The sequence below is a fragment of the Helicobacter sp. 23-1048 genome, from assembly GCF_053654545.1.
Genome location: NZ_JBSIUT010000001.1, coordinates 838,990 through 855,147, shown reverse-complemented (window position 1 = coordinate 855,147; position 16,158 = coordinate 838,990). Strand labels below are relative to the sequence as shown.

The window sequence follows — 16,158 nt, the reverse complement described above, 5'->3', positions numbered from 1 at the left end:
TTTATATCCGCTATTTTCAAAGTAATAATATTTGGATATTAGTAGAATCCCTATAGATTCTACTAATTGGCGAAATTTTTGGGAGTTAGCAAGGTTACACAGATTTTGCGGCATTTAGAGCTGATTGGTAATCTGGCTCATTAGTAATTTCAGAGCAAATTTCTTGATACACAATCTTGCCATTTGTATCCACCACGATAACCGCACGGGTTAAAAGTCCCTTAAGCGGTGTATTAGCAAGGAGCAATCCATACTCTTTGCCAAAATTTTTATCAGTGAAATCACTTGCCACCACGACATTGTGCACATCTTCTACTTCACAAAACCGCTTCGCACCAAAAGGCAAATCCATACTCACAACATACACCACCGTATTTTGCAGACTTGCCACCTCTTTGTTAAATCGCTTTGCTTGCACTTGACAAACTCCTGTATCAAGGCTTGGGACAACGCTAATAATTTGCTTTTTGCCCTGTGCTCCACCCACTACAATAGGATTTAAATCCTTATCTGTGAGACTTACTTGAGGTGCATTATCCCCTACATTTAGCTGTTTTCCTACGAAGCTTGCTGGGCTTCCTTTAAAAGTTACTGACATAGCATATCCTTTGTTGTTTAAGTTTAGAGATAACACAATCGACTATCTCTTTTGTGTTTTAAACTCTAAAAAACAAAATTAAACAAACCTTTAATGGGGTGTAAATCCTCGCTAAAATTCTAATGCTCTACCCGAGTGCTGCAAGCTGTGTTTGAACTTTAAAGAGTTTTTCATTGGCATTTTGCAACGCTTCCTTGTTTTGAGCGAGCACATTGGCAGGCGCATTTTTGGCAAAGTTTGGATTGCTAAGCATAGAATCTAATTTAGCAATTTCTTTTTGTAGTTTAGTCTCTTGGGTTAGCAATCTTGCTTTAATCGCACCCAAATCAATGCCATCTAAATCTACAAAACTCTCCACAAAATCACTCACATCACTGACACAGCCATTTTTACCCTCTTGGATAATGTGAAGATTCTCTATTTTTGCAAGCTTGCATACAAAGACTTTAAGCAAGTCCAAATCCACTTCACGCGAGATTTTAAGATAGGCATTTTGTATCTGTGTATTGCCAAGTTCTAAGTTAGCCCGAATTCGGCGCAAAGAAACAATACAATCTTTAATAATCTCAAAACTTGATTCTATCGCACTATCTTGCTCTTCATCATACGGAAATGCCGATACCATTATAGAATCTGCGCGCTTAATGTCGCTTCCATTAAGGCTATGCCACAAATCATCGCTCACAAAGGGCATAAACGGATGGAGAAGTTTAAGCGCGTCCTTAAACACACTGCCAATCTCAAAGATACTCTCCTTTTGTGCCTTTGCCAGCTCAATACCCCAATCACAAAATTCATTCCATAAAAAGTGGTAGAGCACATTTGTCGCCTCATTGAAACGATATGATTGCAAACAAGCACGCAACGATTTTGTCGCATAATTTAGGCGTGATTTCATATATCTGCCTAGAGGTGTTTTATAGACTTTCAAATCCTTAAAATACGGTTCTTGTGGGGATAGTTGCTGTGCGTATAAAAGCAAAAATTGTGTAGCATTAAACATTTTATTTGCAAAATTTTTACTCAGCTCTAATTGGTTATATGAGAGTTTAATATCACGCCCCTGCACGCAAAGAGCCGCTAAAGAAAATCGCAAACTATCCGCACCATAAATCTCTATCATCTCCAGCGGGTCAATCACATTGCCACGCGACTTGCTCATTTTTTCACCCTTTTCATCACGCACCAACGCGTGCAAATATATATCTTTAAATGGAAGTGAATTAAGCAAAGATTCCCCGCTAAAGAGCATTCTTGCTACCCAAAAAAACAAAATATCAAAGCCCGTAATAAGCAAAGAGTTTGGATAAAACCGCTCTAAATCTTGCGCTTCATAGAGACTTTGTTTATTATTTTGAGAATCTGTGCCTTGTGATTTATTGCATTCATTTCCCCAACCAAGTGTGCTAAATGCCCACAGCCCAGAACTAAACCAAGTATCAAGCACATCTTCATCTTGTGTTTGTGTGGGTGTGCCACATTTTGGACATTGCGGATTATCGACCTCACTTGCGACTTTTTCTCCACATTCACAATACCATACAGGGATTCTATGTCCCCACCACAACTGCCGAGAAATGCACCACGGGCGTAACTCCCTCATCCACGCATTGAAGTTATTCAACCATTGTGCGGGAAAAAATTGCGTTTGTTTTGCATTTACGCGCTCAATCGCTCTTGTTGCGACCTCTTTTTTTACAAACCATTGTTTTGAAATATAAGGCTCAATGACATTCCCGCAACGATAACACCTGCCAACTTGATTGATATAAGGCTCTATTTTTTCTATAAATCCCTCTTTTTGGAGTTTTTGGATAATGCCATCACGCGCTTCTAGTCGCTCTAATCCCGCAAATTCACCCGCTAATTCATTTAAGATTCCGTTTTTATCAAAGGTGGTAAGAAACTCTAAATTATGTCGTTTGCCTACTTCATAGTCGTTCATATCGTGTGCGGGTGTTACTTTCACACAACCTGTCCCAAACTCCATATCCACCGCCTCATCAGCGATAATTGCAATCTTGCGTCCCACGAGTGGCAACTCCACTTCCTTGCCAACCAAATGCTTATAGCGAGAATCGTTAGGATTCACCATTACCGCACTATCACCAAAGAATGTCTCAGGGCGCGTGGTGGCGACTACCACATATTGCCTATCATTTGATTGTTTCGATTCTCTGATGGGATAACGCAAGTAATACAAAAACCCCTCATTTTCCTTATACTCCACTTCAATATCACTAAGCGCGCCATCGTGTGTGCACCAATTTATCATATAAGAATCTTGAATGATAAGCCCCTGATTATACCATTCCACAAATGCCTTTTTTACGGCATTTTGCAAGCCATTATCCATTGTAAATCGTAGCCTACTCCACGCAGGGCTAATGCCTAATTTTCGCATTTGGTGCAAAATTTTGCCCCCAGATTCTTCTTTCCATTCCCATACTTTTGTGAGGAATGCTTCTCTGCCAATATCTTGCTTTTTAATGCCTTGTGCGAGGAGTTGCTTTTCTACGACATTTTGCGTAGCGATTCCAGCGTGGTCCATTCCGGGTTGATAGAGTGTAGCATAGCCGTCCATTCGCTTAAAGCGCGCAATAATATCTTGCAAACTAAAAGTAAGTGCGTGTCCGATATGAAGCACGCCCGTTACATTAGGCGGAGGCATCATAATGCAAAAAGATTTTTGTTTGGAATAATCCACCTCAAAATATCCACGAGATTCGCAAATCTCATAAATCTCTTGCTCTATGCGTTTGGGATTATATGCCTTTTTTTCTTGCTTGCTCTGCCCTAAGTTAGAATCTTTTTGTGTAGAATTTTCTCGCATTGGTTAAGCCTTTTTTATTATAATTGCGCGATTATAGCAAAATTTGTGGAGTTTATATGATTTGTATAAGCCTTTATCCCAAAGGGTTTAAAAATGCCACTCTCAGTGCTTAACCCACAGCAAAGACAAGCTGCCACCGCGCAGGCTGGTTATAACCTCATCATTGCTTCGGCAGGCACAGGCAAGACTTCTACTATTGTCGGACGCATCGCACACTTACTCCAAGAGGGAATCTCGCCTAAAGATATTTTACTCCTTACTTTTACTAACAAAGCAAGTACAGAAATGATTGAGCGCGTTGGAAGATTTTTTAACCAAAAAATTGCCAGCGAGATAGAATCTGGGACTTTTCACGCGGTAGCATATCGCTATTTGCGTGAGCGGATACACATTAGTCTAAAACAACCAAAGGAATTAAAAATTGTATTTAAAAGTCTCTATGAAAAGCGCGTCTTTGCACAAAGCACCATTGCACCCTACTCTTCGCAATATCTTTATGACTTGTATTCGCTCTATCTTAATAGTGGAGTAAATCTAGGATTTGGCGAGTGGATAGCACAAAAAACGCCCCCTCAAGCTCCATTTATCGCCATTTATGAAGATGTATTAGAGGAATTTAGCGAACTAAAAAAAACACACAACTATGCTGATTACAATGATTTACTTTTACTCTTTAAAGAGCATATCCTCACACAAAAGCCAAACTTTGCCGAAGTGCTCTGCGATGAATACCAAGACACCAATCCCCTGCAAGATTCCATACTTCAAGCATTGAATCCAAAAAGTCTTTTTTGTGTGGGGGATTATGACCAAAGTATTTATGCCTTCAATGGCGCAGATATTGGAATCATTAGCTCTTTTACCCAGCGATACGCAGACGCCAAAATCTTTAGCCTAAGTAAAAATTATCGCTCTTCTGCGCAGATTTTGCACTTAGCAAACACCGTCATCGCACACAATCCTAGAATCTACGAAAAAAACCTCGAAGTTGTCAAAGTGGGAGAATTTAGCACACCAAAACTTGATGTGTATAATGAACTTTTTGCGCAATATCAAGGTATCGCCAAAAAAATCTCACTAAGCAATATAAACCACCAAGACATTGCCATTATTTTTCGTAACAACTCAAGCGCAGACGGCTTAGAGGCAAGTTTAAGAGAACTCCATATCCCGTGTAAAAGAAAGGGAAGTGCAAGTTTTTTTGATAGCAAAGAAGTGCGCTTAATCCTTGATATTTGCTCTATCACACATAATCACAGCGATATGATGGCATATATTAACGCACTAAGCTATGGCAAAGGAATTGGTAGCTCTATGGCAAAAGATATTTTTGAGGCACTTTTACGCATTGGCAAGGGCAAGGCATTAAATGGTTTGCTCAATCCAGATTCCACTATCAATCCCTATGAAATGCGTGCGAGAAACGCTTCATTAGGATTATTTGATGATTTTTTCGCCCTGCAAGCAAAAGAACGATTTAATGCCACCCTAAAAAGCGAATTTGCTTCCCACCCACTCCTTGCTCACCCCAAACTTAATGCACAAAGCGCGCGATTTTTAGAATCTTTTTTCGTAATGATACAAGACATAAAAACACAAAAATCTCCAAAATTTCTCATCTCTCATATTGCTTCAAGTGCCTTTTTTAAAGAAATCGCACAATCACTCGCCACACAAAGAAGCAAAGATAAAAATGGAGAATTTGATGAAGGCAAATATCAAAGTGCCAAAGATTCCATTGAGAGAAAAATCGCGCTATTACAAGACTTAGCGAGCAATTATACCGAAGTGGTAAAGTTTCTTAATGCAATGGTGCTAGGCTCAAGCGAAGCAAGTGAGGGTAATGGCGTGAATCTACTTACCATACACGCTTCTAAGGGTTTAGAATTCCGCGATGTGTATATTGTGGATTTGATGGATGAGCGATTCCCAAATACCAAACTCATAAGCAAGGGCGGAAGCCTCGAAGAAGAGCGTAGATTGTTTTATGTCGCAGTTACTCGGGCAAAGGAAAATCTCATTCTCTCCTATGCCAAACGCGATGAAATGAAAAATATTGATTATGAACCCTCAAGGTTTCTCTATGAGGGGGGACTTCTCTCATAAAATCAACGCTCAATGAAACTTAATTTGTGTATCTTTCTGCCTACATTTGTGGGTGTAAGCGAAGTAAAAACACTTCAAAATCGCTCTTAAATTTGCTCTAATTTATGCGAATCTCTTTGTCATAATCCTTGTCGTTTATGATTCTAGCGCGATTTGCATTATATTTATCACTAAAAAGGCTTAAATCAGCCCTGCAATCTGCGCATTCTATCCCCACTAAATCAAAAAGCGCGTGGATAAAATTATCACTCATAAAGGGAAGGTTTTGTGCCTTTTTTATGCGCTCCATAATGCGTGGATTGCGAGATTTAAAGCTATCGCTTACATAAATCATAAATGGTATTTCAAGCACAAAGCGCGAGTTTTCAGCGGGTCCGTGCCCTGCAAAATCCCCAATATCATAGATTTCATCGCCGTGGTCGCTAAGATAAAAAATTATCGCTTCATCATTCGCAAATCGCGAGAAAATCTCGCTTACGATATAGTCATTATACGCAATCGCATTGATATAATGCGCGCGGGTTTTGGCTTGTTTGGTGCTTATATTTGCGCCCTTGTTTGCGCCACCATAAAATTTATCTAGCCCATTTTGTTGCAAATCCTCCACACTAAAAAGCGCGAAATCAGCACTATAACGCCAATTATAAATATAATGCGTCCCTTGCAAGTGAAACACAATAAATTCCCCAAAGTCGCGTGAAACTTTTTTAGAATCTATATGTTTAGATTCACGCAAATTTTGTTGTGAATCTTGCCCCAAACTATCCAAATGCCTTTTACGCAATCCATCATAAATCTCAATCACGGCTTTATCGCTCATCGCTCTTGGCGTAGATTCCATAAGTCTAGCGTAGCGCAGGATATTTGCGCGTTTTGCGATAATATCAAAGCTATTGTGCATACTCACTGCTTCTTGGTTGCTAATCCATACCGTGCGATAGCCAAGTAGTTTCATCGCGTCAATGATATTCATATTTTTATACCACTTAATGTGGCTGTTTTCAAAATTACTAAAAGTAAGCACTTTTTTCAGCACAGTCGCTGTATCTCCAGCAGGTGCGATAATATCGCTAAAAACAAAAAGATTTTGTGAATCTTGCAGGGCATTTAGACGCGGTGTATTTGGGAGCGGATAACCATAGAGATTCATATAGTTTCGTTGCGTGGATTCGCCGATAATTAAAACAATCTTTGGAATCTTGCGCTTTTGTGAAATATATCCACTAATCCCCCCCCCCCCCACATCTAATTTTTGCGAACCATTCGCACTTTTTGCGACTTGCAATGCTAAATCTAGCTTTTTATCCATCGCGCGAAATTCTGCTATGATTTGATTTTCACTCACAAATCCGCCATAAATCACCTTTATAAATTGACAAATCTCGCTTTTATTCGCAAAGTTCGTGGCTAAAAAGCCAAAATTTTTGCTTTTAATAAATTTCACAATGCCCACGCACACAAACACCGCAGTAGCGAAAACAATGGCGATATTTAAAGGCTTTGAAATAGCAATATCACGCTTAAAAGTGGCGCAAAATACGCTCAATGCGATAAAAAGCGCAAGCGCGACTATGCTTTTGGTATTTGCATACATTATGCCAAATTCCTCTATCTCGCGCAAATTGCTCGCTAAAAAAATCTCAAATGACGCAGGATTTAGTGTGGAGTTAAAATTTAACAAAAGAAAGATATTTACAACACCCACGACAAAACTAAACATAAAGAGCACATTTAGTGTGAAATTTGTGGCTTTTGGAGCGATTTTGCACGGCAGATTGGATAAAAGCACACATAACGCAAAAAGCACACAAAAATCTAACAAAAAACTTTTGGCAAATTGTGTAAAAAATTCAAAGAAATTCAAATAGCGTAAAATGCCGTAAAATACACTATTTAACACCACAATATAAAGAAATTTAAGATTTACGCACATATTTTTCCTAGATACAATTTTACAAAAAGTGTAATTATAACGCAAAAAAGACAAAAAGAAATTGCCACAAAAACTCGCTAGTAAAAAATTCTCATTTTGTGTAATTTTTATAAAAGTAAAAGAAATTTTTATCTAAAAAACTGCAAAAACATAAAAAAGCGTTAATATTTTTATCAAATACTTAAGGAGTAAGGTATGCAGATAGATAAAAATGCAAAAAACAAGCAGGCAGATTGTAAAGATGGGGCGAGGCTTCCAAAGATACTTATTTTAGGTGGTGGTTATGGTGGATTAAAGGTTGCATTAGGATTACAGAGAATCCTCCCACAAGGCAAAGCTGAAATCACAATGGTAAGCAAACACGACTACCACTACCAAACAACACTTTTACACAAAGTTGCCATAGGCACACTAAGTGCGCGCAAGGCAAGAATTTATTATCGCAAAATTTTGGATTTAAACAAAGTTACCTTCATCAAAGATAAAGTTGTGGAAATCTGCCCAGAGGAAAAGCACATCATTTGTCGGCGTAGCGGTTATTCTTATGATTATCTCGTTATTGGTCTTGGCTTTAAACCAGAGACTTATGGTATCGAGGGTGTGGATAAATATGCTTACAAGCTCTCTTCGCTTAATGCCGCCTTGCGACTTACAAAAAACATCGAAAACAAATTTAAAGATTTTGTTTTACACCAAGATGAAAAAGATTTGCGTGTGATTGTTTGTGGCACAGGATTCACAGGGATTGAGTTCGCCGCAGAACTCGCCACACAGCTTGATGATTTATGCCAAATTTCTGGGATTAGTCGCAATATCCCTAAGGTTACTTGCATTGGTCGCTCAGCACAGATTCTGCCAATGTTTAATGAGGAAATTGTAAATGTAGCAAAACACAAACTTGCAAAACTTGGCGTAGAACTCATCACCAACGCAGAGGTAATCGAATGCAAAAGCGATGGTGTAACTATCAAAAAGAAAATCCCAAAATCCACTCCCAACACAGAATCTAAGGACAAAGATTCTCAAAATACCGAATTTGATACCATTACCCAAGAGATTAAAGGCAATACAATCCTTTGGAGTGTCGGTGTGCGCGGTAATGACATCGTAGAAAAATCATCAATACCAAACAAACGCGGGCGAATCCCCGTAGATTCTCAACTGCGTTGCCCGCAATATCCTGAAATCTTTGTAGTTGGAGATTGTGCTATCGCTACGGCACGAGACATTATCCACGCACCCACAGCCCAGCTCTCCGCACAAATGGGCGATTATGTCGCAGAAGTGCTTAGTAGGATTATCTTAGGCAAGGAAACTAATAAAACTTTCGCCTTCAAACATCGTGGCACAGTTTGTAGCATAGGACATACCGATGGCATAGGCGTAGTCTATGGCAAAGATGTAGCTGGTGAGCTTGCAGCATTTATGAAAAACACCATAGAAAACAAATGGCTTTTGAGTATAGGTGGCTTAAGAATGGTATATAGAAAGGGACAATTCCGCTATCGCACGAGCAATTAAGCAATGATTATCCTCTTTAGCCCAAGTGAGGGGAAAAATCCCCCGAAAGACACCAACTTAAGTCCAAAAGACACGCAAATTAAGGCACTTTTCTCTAATACCTCATACAAGCAAAAAGCCATAGATTCCTACATACAGGCACTCAAACAATGCGATAATGCCACGATTTGCAAAATTTTTGGCACAAAAACACTGAAATTAGAAGATGTATCCCTATGCCAAAATCTCTTAAAAACGCCAAGAATGCCAGCTATCGAGCTGTATAGTGGTGTGGCGTATAAGGCACTTGATTTTAAGAATCTAAGCTCAGATTCTCGGCATTTTTTACTTTGTAATGTCTTTATTTGTAGCAATCTCTTTGGCTTTGTGCGAGCGAGCGATAACTTGCCATTTTATAATCTCCACCAAAACAAAGGCTTTGGGGCATTTGAACTCAAAGCCATCTATAAGGCACAAAAAAAGGATATGGAGAGCCTTTTGGCAGATAAAGAAGTGCTTGACTTGCGAGCTCAAGCCTATATTAAAGTCTATGAGCCAGAGATTCCTCACTTAAGAGCGGAATTTCTCTATAATGGCAAGACACTAAGCCACTACGCTAAACATTATCGCGGGCTTTATCTTAAAGAACTCTCAAAGCACTATGCAAAAGATTCTCGCCTTAACTTAGAGAATCTAACTTTTGAAAACCTCGCACTTAAGGATATTACTCACAAAAAGCATATAAAAACTCTTGTATATGAAATTATGCAAAAATAATAATGTATAATACAGCCCAATCATATACGGAGGAAAAAATGACAAAAAAAGCTATAAAAGTTACAGAAAATTCGTTGCGCGATGGACATCAATCGCTTTTAGCCACGAGAATGCGAACACAAGATATGATAGAAGCTGCAAAATTGTTTGAAAAAGTAGGCTTTCATAGCGTGGAAGTATGGGGTGGCGCGACTTATGATGCGTGCTTGCGTTACACTAAAGAAGACCCGTTTGAACGATTAGCAACTTTTAAGGATATTTTTAAAACCACACCTCTTCAATGCCTTGTGCGCGGACAAAATCTCATTGGCTATCGACATTATGCTGATGATGTGGTAAAAGAATTTATTGCCCTTAGCGCACAAGCTGGAATGGATATTTTCAGAATCTTTGATGCTTTTAATGACGCACGAAATGTCAAAACTTGTGTAGAAGCAGTGAAAAAAAATGGCAAGCACGCGCAAGGAGCGATTTGTTACACTACTTCGCCTGTGCATACCATTGCCACTTTTGTAGAATATGCAAAGGAACTCGCACAAATGGGTTGCGATAGCATTGCTATTAAAGATATGGCAGGACTTATCACACCATTTGTCGCTTATGATTTGGTAAAAGCACTCAAAGAAGAAATCAACCTCCCACTAAGCTTTCACACACATTCAACAGCTGGATTTGCCTTTGGGGCGCATTTAAAGGCATTAGAAGCTGGTGCTGATGTGCTAGATTTAGCAAATTCTGCCCTAAGCGAGGGCACAAGCCACCCTTGCACTCAATCAATGGTCGCCACACTCAAAGGCACGCCCTATGACACGGGATTAGAGCTTAAGTTTATGGAAGAAGCAAGTGAAATTTTGCGCCACAACCGCCGTAAATACGCTAAATTTGAATCTATCTACAACCAAATTGATACGCGTGTGCTCCTCTCACAAATCCCCGGTGGTATGATTTCTAATATGGCAAACCAACTCAAAGAGCAAAATGCGCTCGATAGAATCGATGAAGTGATGGAAGAGATTCCGCGCGTAAGAGAAGATTTTGGTTTTGTGCCACTTGTTACACCATCAAGTCAAATCGTAGGCACACAGGCGGTGCTTAATGTGCTAATGGGCGAACGCTACAAAACTATCACCACAGAATCAAGAAATATCGTGCGTGGATTATATGGCAAGACACCAAAGCCTATCTCAAAAGACATTATTAAAAAAGTGCTTACAAATAATGAAAAGGTTACCACCGTGCGTCCTGCGGACTTACTAGAAGATGAGCTCCCACAAGCAAAGAGCGAGTGCAAAGACTTCGCCAAAAACCCTACTGATGTCATTTCCTATGCCATTTTTGGCAACATTGCTAAAGCCTTTTTACAAGAGCGTAACAGCAATACCCTTAACCCTGAGAGTTTGGAATTTTTTGAAGATAAGGGTGCAGATAAGTTGCCAAAAGATTTCGTTATCACGGCAAATGGAGAGCATTATAACATCAAAATTGAAGGGAGTGGCGAAAAAAGCGAGGGTGTGCGCCCATTCTTTGTCCGTGTGAATGGGGAATTACGAGAAGTGTATGTCGAAGCACTTAATGCCAATGCGCCAAATCAACTTGATACTAAACCAAGCACCAAATCAGGCGCACTCCCACAGGCTACATCCGATGGACACGCGCAAAGTCCTATGCCCGGCAATCTCACTAAAATCAAGGTAAAAGTAGGCGACAAAGTCAAAGCAGGGCAAACTATCGCCATTGTCGAAGCAATGAAAATGGAAAATGAAGTGCTCGCACCAATCGATGGCGAAGTAAAAGAAATCTATGCTACTGAGGGAGCTCAGGTAGGCAACAACGAAGCAATTATGTTTATCGCATAATCTTTGCTTAAGCGTTGGTGAAATTTTATAAATGCTTTTCCCACTCCCAAGCACTCTTAATAATAATGGATAAATCATTAAATTTGGGAGACCATTTTGTTAAATTGCGAATTTTTTGCGTGTCAGCGAATAAAATAGCTGGGTCTCCTGCCCTACGAGAATCTTGTGTAACTACAAAATCTACACCACTTACTTCTTTTACGCATTTAATAACCTCAAATACGCTATATCCCTTACCATACCCCACATTAAAGATTTCACTTTTTTGGTGCTTTGTCAAAAACTCTAATACACTTAAATGCGCACTTGCCAAATCATCAATATGAATGTAATCACGAATACACGAACCATCTGGTGTATCATAATCATCTCCAAATACACTCATTTGCACTCTTTTGCCACACGCACACTCACAGGCTACTTTAATCAAATGGGTAGCATTTTTAGACCTTTGTCCCAGCCCTTTATGCGATTGCAAGATTTCTAAGGTATTAGCACTGCTTGCACCTGCTACATTAAAATAACGCAAGATTCCATAATGAAACTTTGGATAAGCAATATGCGTATCCATAAGCACACGCTCACTCATCATTTTGCTTGCACCATAGGGATTTATGGGAGAAAGTGGCGCAGATTCCATAATAGGAATCTGCGTAAAATCTGGCTCTCCATACACCGCTGCTGTGGAGCTAAAAATAAAACGACAAATCGTATGCTTGATACATAAGTTGATAAGTTCTGTGGTTTTAATAGTGTTGTTTATATAATATTCAAGCGGGTGCGAGACAGATTCACTTACGATAAGTGAAGCAGCAAAATGCACCACCGCATAAAAATCATACTCACACATAAGCAAATCAAGTTTTGCCACATCTCCCACATCGCCCTGAACAAACACTACACGAGAACCAAAATGCTCTTGTAAATAAGCAATATTTTGTGCAAATCCTGTGCTTAAATTGTCATAAATCACAATCTTACAATCTTGTAAAGACTGCAAAAACAAAATGCTGTATGTGAGCCGATGTAGCCCGCAGCCCCTGTAAAAAGAAATACTCTCATACTTTCTCCTTAAATTTTGATAATCTTAAGATTGCTCACTCATAATAATTTGAAGTTGCTGGAGTGTTTTATCAAACTCCCAGCTCTCCTTAATCTCTTGGGCGAGAAACTCATCCATTAACGGCTTTTTATCAATCGCTTCATCAAGCTCTTTATCACCACCACGTTGATATGCGCCGATTCGTATAAGTGCTTCATTTTGCTTGAGTAGTGAATATAGTCGGCGAAATTTCTGCACTGCTTGCAAATGAGGATTTTTAGCAATATCAGTAATCACCCGCGAAGTAGAGTTTAAGATATTTATCGGCGGGTAGATTCCAAAATCCGTAAGCTCGCGCGAAAGCACAATATGCCCATCCAAAATCGAGCGACTTTGGTCGGCGATTGGGTCATCGCTAAGTTCATCGCCCTCGACTAAAATGGTAAAAAATGCCGTAATTGAACCTAAGCCATCTTCCTTGCCCGCTCTCTCCATAAGTTGTGGAAGCATTGTAAGCACACTCGGCGGATAGCCCTTGCTTGTGGGTGGCTCACCAAGTGCTAAGCCAATCTCTCTCTGCGCCATAGCAAATCTCGTAATAGAATCCATAATGAAAAGCACATCTGCGCCTTGAGATTTAAAATACTCTGCAATCGCCATCGCACTAAATGCGCCATACTTTCGCATCAATGGGGAATCATCACTTGTCGCCACGACAATTATGGTATTGGTTAAATCATTATTAAGATTGCGCTTCACAAACTCAGGGACTTCTCTCCCGCGCTCGCCAATAAGCGCGATGACCTTAATTTGTGTCTTTGCGCCATTAACTATCATACCAATAAGGGTAGATTTGCCTACGCCAGAACCAGCGAAGATTCCCATTTTTTGCCCCTTGCCACAAGTAAGCAAGCCATCTATGCTCTTTACCCCAACGCTAAAAACCTCATCTATCACGCCCCGCTTCATTGCACCTATTGGCTCACGCATTAGCGGTGTAGTGTGCGTTGTTTTTATGCTTCCTTTGTTGTCAATCGGCGTGCCAAGTGGATTTATCACACGCCCAAGCAACTCCTCCCCAACGGGAATCTGTAACCCAGCATTGATAACTTTCACTCTATCGCCACTTTTAAGCCCCTCTACGAAAGAAAATGGATTGATATAAAAGCACTCTTGCTCCACTGCGCTTACCATTCCTAAGGTTTCTTTGGTGTAACTTTTGCCATCTATATGTGGGGTGGATTGTGTAAGCCCCCCGCTAGAAAATTCCACAATATCCCCAACAGAAGGACGAATGCCACTAGCCACGACTACATTTGGCATAATTTTTGTAATAGAACCAAAACTTGGAGAAAGATTTGGCTTTTGCTCAAGTTTTTTGCGAATTTCATTTAATGGCATTTGCTTTCCTATCTTTATAGTAATTTTAAGTTTTTTTTGGTAGAATTTTACAAAAATTATACTACAAAAAATTTCAATAATTTTTAAGAGTAGCTTTCTAAAGGTAGAAATAAAGGCGGAAGTATGAGTGTTATAACAAAAAAAATTGATAGTGCCAACGCATCACTAAGCGGGAATATTTCGCGCGAAGTGTTAAATCAAAAAGTTGATGAAGTCATAAAGAAGATTGCCAAAGGCGTAAAGATTGATGGGTTTAGAAAGGGTAAAGTCCCAGCCAATCTCATAAAATCGCGTTACAAAGACCAAATAGATTCTGATAGCAAACAAGAAGCCATTAGAGATTTGCTTGATAGCGGGTTAAAAGAGCTTGGAATCACGCCAAATAAAATGATTGGTAACCCACTTATTAGTAAGTTTGATGAAAAGGGTGAGTATATCGAGGTGGAGATAAAAATCTCTACTGCGCCAGAATTTAGTGTGGATAATATCCAATCTTGCATTCCTCAAGTAAATCTCAAGCCAATTAGCCAAAAACAAATTGATGAGCGCATTGAAGAAATCGCAAAAAGTCGCGCACCACTAAGCGAAGTGAATGAAAAGAGAGGATTAAAAAAAGACGATGTGGCTTTGATTGATTTTGAAGGTTTTGTCGGTGGCAAGGCTTTTGAAGGGGGTAAGGCGCAAAATTTTAGCCTTACTATTGGCTCAAATCAATTTATCGCTGGCTTTGAGGACGCGCTCATCGGTATGAAAAAGGGCGAGGAGAGAACCATTGATGTGAGATTCCCAGATGAATATCAAGCAAAGGAACTCGCTGGCAAAGATGCGCAGTTTAAGGTGAAACTTCACACTATCTCACAAAAGCAAGCTGTAAAGATTGATGATGAGTTTGCCAAATCAATGCTTGGCAAGGATGCTTCTGTGGAAAGTCTCAATGAAGCCTTTAAAGAACAACTCGAAATGGAGCAAAAAACGGAACTCTACAACAAAGAACTAAAGGGGAAACTTTTAGAATCTTTGCTCGATTCTATCAAATTTGACTTGCCTGAACTCATTATCGAGCAAGAGATGGATATTTTATTCCGCAATGCGCTTGCGGGTGTTTCTAAAGAAGAATTTGAAAGTCTCAAAAATGATGAAACAAAGGCAAAGCAAAAACGAGAAAGCCTAAGAGATGAGGCAAAAAGAAGCGTGCAAGCGACCTTTATCATAGATGCCTTAGCGCGTAAAAATAATATCACTATTAACGATAACGAAGTGTTGCAAACGGTGTATTATGAAGCGATGATGATGGGACAAGATGCGCAAAAAACCATTGAATATTACAGAGAAAACAACATTTTGCCTGCAATTAAAATGGCGATGATTGAAGATAGAGTGTTGCACTTTTTGCTTGATTCTCACAATCCAAACACCAAAGAGAGCAACCCTCAATCAAAAAGCACACAGGCAAAAAAACCTAAGAGCGCAAAAAGCGATACTTAATACAATTAACTTAAAAGGATATTTATGAGCAACTACATTCCCTATGTCATCGAACGCACTGGTCGAGGAGAGCGGAGCTATGATATTTACTCGCGCTTGCTAAAAGACCGCATTATTTTACTTAGTGGGGAAATCAACGATTATGTCGCCTCAAGCATTGTGGCACAACTTTTGTTTTTAGAGGCTGAAGACCCAGAGAAAGATATAAGTTTTTATATCAACTCTCCCGGTGGTGTGATTACAAGTGCTTTTAGCATTTATGATACGATGAATTACATTCGCCCCGATATTTGCACTATTTGCATTGGGCAAGCAGCAAGTGCTGGTGCATTTTTGCTCAGTAGCGGGACGAAGGGCAAGAGGTATTCTTTACCAAATTCACGCATAATGATTCATCAGCCACTGGGTGGAGCACAAGGGCAAGCGACCGATATTGAGATTCAGACGCAAGAGATTTTGCGCCTGAAAAAAAGCCTAAATGAAATTATGGCAAAAAACACTGGGCAAAGCCTTAAAAAAATCTCGCAAGACACCGAAAGAGATTTTTACCTTAGTGGCGAACAGGCGGTGGAATATGGATTGGTCGATGAGATTTTGTCTAAAAGTTTAAAATAGGGTGGATTGATA

General features: G+C 39.7%; 10 protein-coding genes and 1 pseudogene. 6 read left to right on the top strand and 5 right to left on the bottom strand.

Annotation, left to right across the window (positions count from 1 at the left end):
• Positions 1 to 94: 94 nt before the first annotated feature.
• Positions 95 to 598, bottom strand: coding sequence for a thiol peroxidase (gene tpx, locus ACWIWK_RS04230; protein ID WP_454151132.1), 504 nt, complete (start codon positions 596 to 598; stop codon positions 95 to 97).
• A gap of 127 nt (positions 599 to 725) precedes the next feature.
• The gene (locus ACWIWK_RS04225; RefSeq protein ID WP_454151131.1) at positions 726 to 3,431 is read right to left on the bottom strand and encodes a valine--tRNA ligase; all 2,706 of its coding nucleotides are present in this window, start codon (positions 3,429 to 3,431) and stop codon (positions 726 to 728) included.
• A gap of 93 nt (positions 3,432 to 3,524) precedes the next feature.
• Between ACWIWK_RS04225 and ACWIWK_RS04220 the strand changes: the two genes are divergently transcribed.
• Positions 3,525 to 5,537 (top strand): ATP-dependent helicase, encoded by a 2,013-nt coding sequence (locus ACWIWK_RS04220; RefSeq protein ID WP_454151129.1) that lies wholly within the window; start codon positions 3,525 to 3,527, stop codon positions 5,535 to 5,537.
• Between the two features lie 97 nt (positions 5,538 to 5,634).
• Here the strand turns inward: ACWIWK_RS04220 and ACWIWK_RS04215 are convergent, their stop codons facing one another.
• The gene (locus ACWIWK_RS04215; protein ID WP_454151127.1) at positions 5,635 to 7,470 is read right to left on the bottom strand and encodes a sulfatase-like hydrolase/transferase; all 1,836 of its coding nucleotides are present in this window, start codon (positions 7,468 to 7,470) and stop codon (positions 5,635 to 5,637) included.
• 195 nt (positions 7,471 to 7,665) lie between these two features.
• Here ACWIWK_RS04215 and ACWIWK_RS04210 point away from each other — a divergent pair, with 195 nt between their 5' ends.
• Genes ACWIWK_RS04210 through oadA form a run of 3 tightly spaced genes read left to right on the top strand, consistent with a single transcriptional unit; the run spans position 7,666 to position 11,603 of the window.
• Positions 7,666 to 8,991, top strand: a complete 1,326-nt coding sequence (locus ACWIWK_RS04210) for an NAD(P)/FAD-dependent oxidoreductase (protein WP_454151125.1) — start codon at positions 7,666 to 7,668, stop codon at positions 8,989 to 8,991.
• 3 nt (positions 8,992 to 8,994) lie between these two features.
• On the top strand, positions 8,995 to 9,747 hold the full coding sequence (yaaA, locus tag ACWIWK_RS04205) for a peroxide stress protein YaaA (protein ID WP_454151123.1): 753 nt from the start codon (positions 8,995 to 8,997) through the stop codon (positions 9,745 to 9,747).
• A 38-nt stretch (positions 9,748 to 9,785) separates the two neighbouring features.
• Entirely contained in the window at positions 9,786 to 11,603 is a 1,818-nt protein-coding gene (gene oadA / locus ACWIWK_RS04200) for a sodium-extruding oxaloacetate decarboxylase subunit alpha (RefSeq protein ID WP_454151122.1), read from the top strand.
• 25 nt (positions 11,604 to 11,628) lie between these two features.
• Here oadA and galE read toward each other — a convergent pair.
• Positions 11,629 to 12,665 (bottom strand): annotated as a pseudogene (gene galE, locus ACWIWK_RS04195) (UDP-glucose 4-epimerase GalE).
• Positions 12,666 to 12,690: 25 nt separating this feature from the next.
• On the bottom strand, positions 12,691 to 14,046 hold the full coding sequence (gene fliI, locus ACWIWK_RS04190) for a flagellar protein export ATPase FliI (protein ID WP_454151120.1): 1,356 nt from the start codon (positions 14,044 to 14,046) through the stop codon (positions 12,691 to 12,693).
• A gap of 123 nt (positions 14,047 to 14,169) precedes the next feature.
• Here fliI and tig point away from each other — a divergent pair, with 123 nt between their 5' ends.
• Both tig and clpP read left to right on the top strand, forming a co-directional pair.
• Entirely contained in the window at positions 14,170 to 15,531 is a 1,362-nt protein-coding gene (tig, locus tag ACWIWK_RS04185; protein WP_454151118.1) for a trigger factor, read from the top strand.
• Positions 15,532 to 15,555: 24 nt separating this feature from the next.
• A complete protein-coding gene (clpP, locus tag ACWIWK_RS04180; protein WP_454151116.1) occupies positions 15,556 to 16,146 on the top strand; it encodes an ATP-dependent Clp endopeptidase proteolytic subunit ClpP in 591 nt (196 codons plus the stop codon).
• Positions 16,147 to 16,158 lie beyond the last annotated feature (12 nt).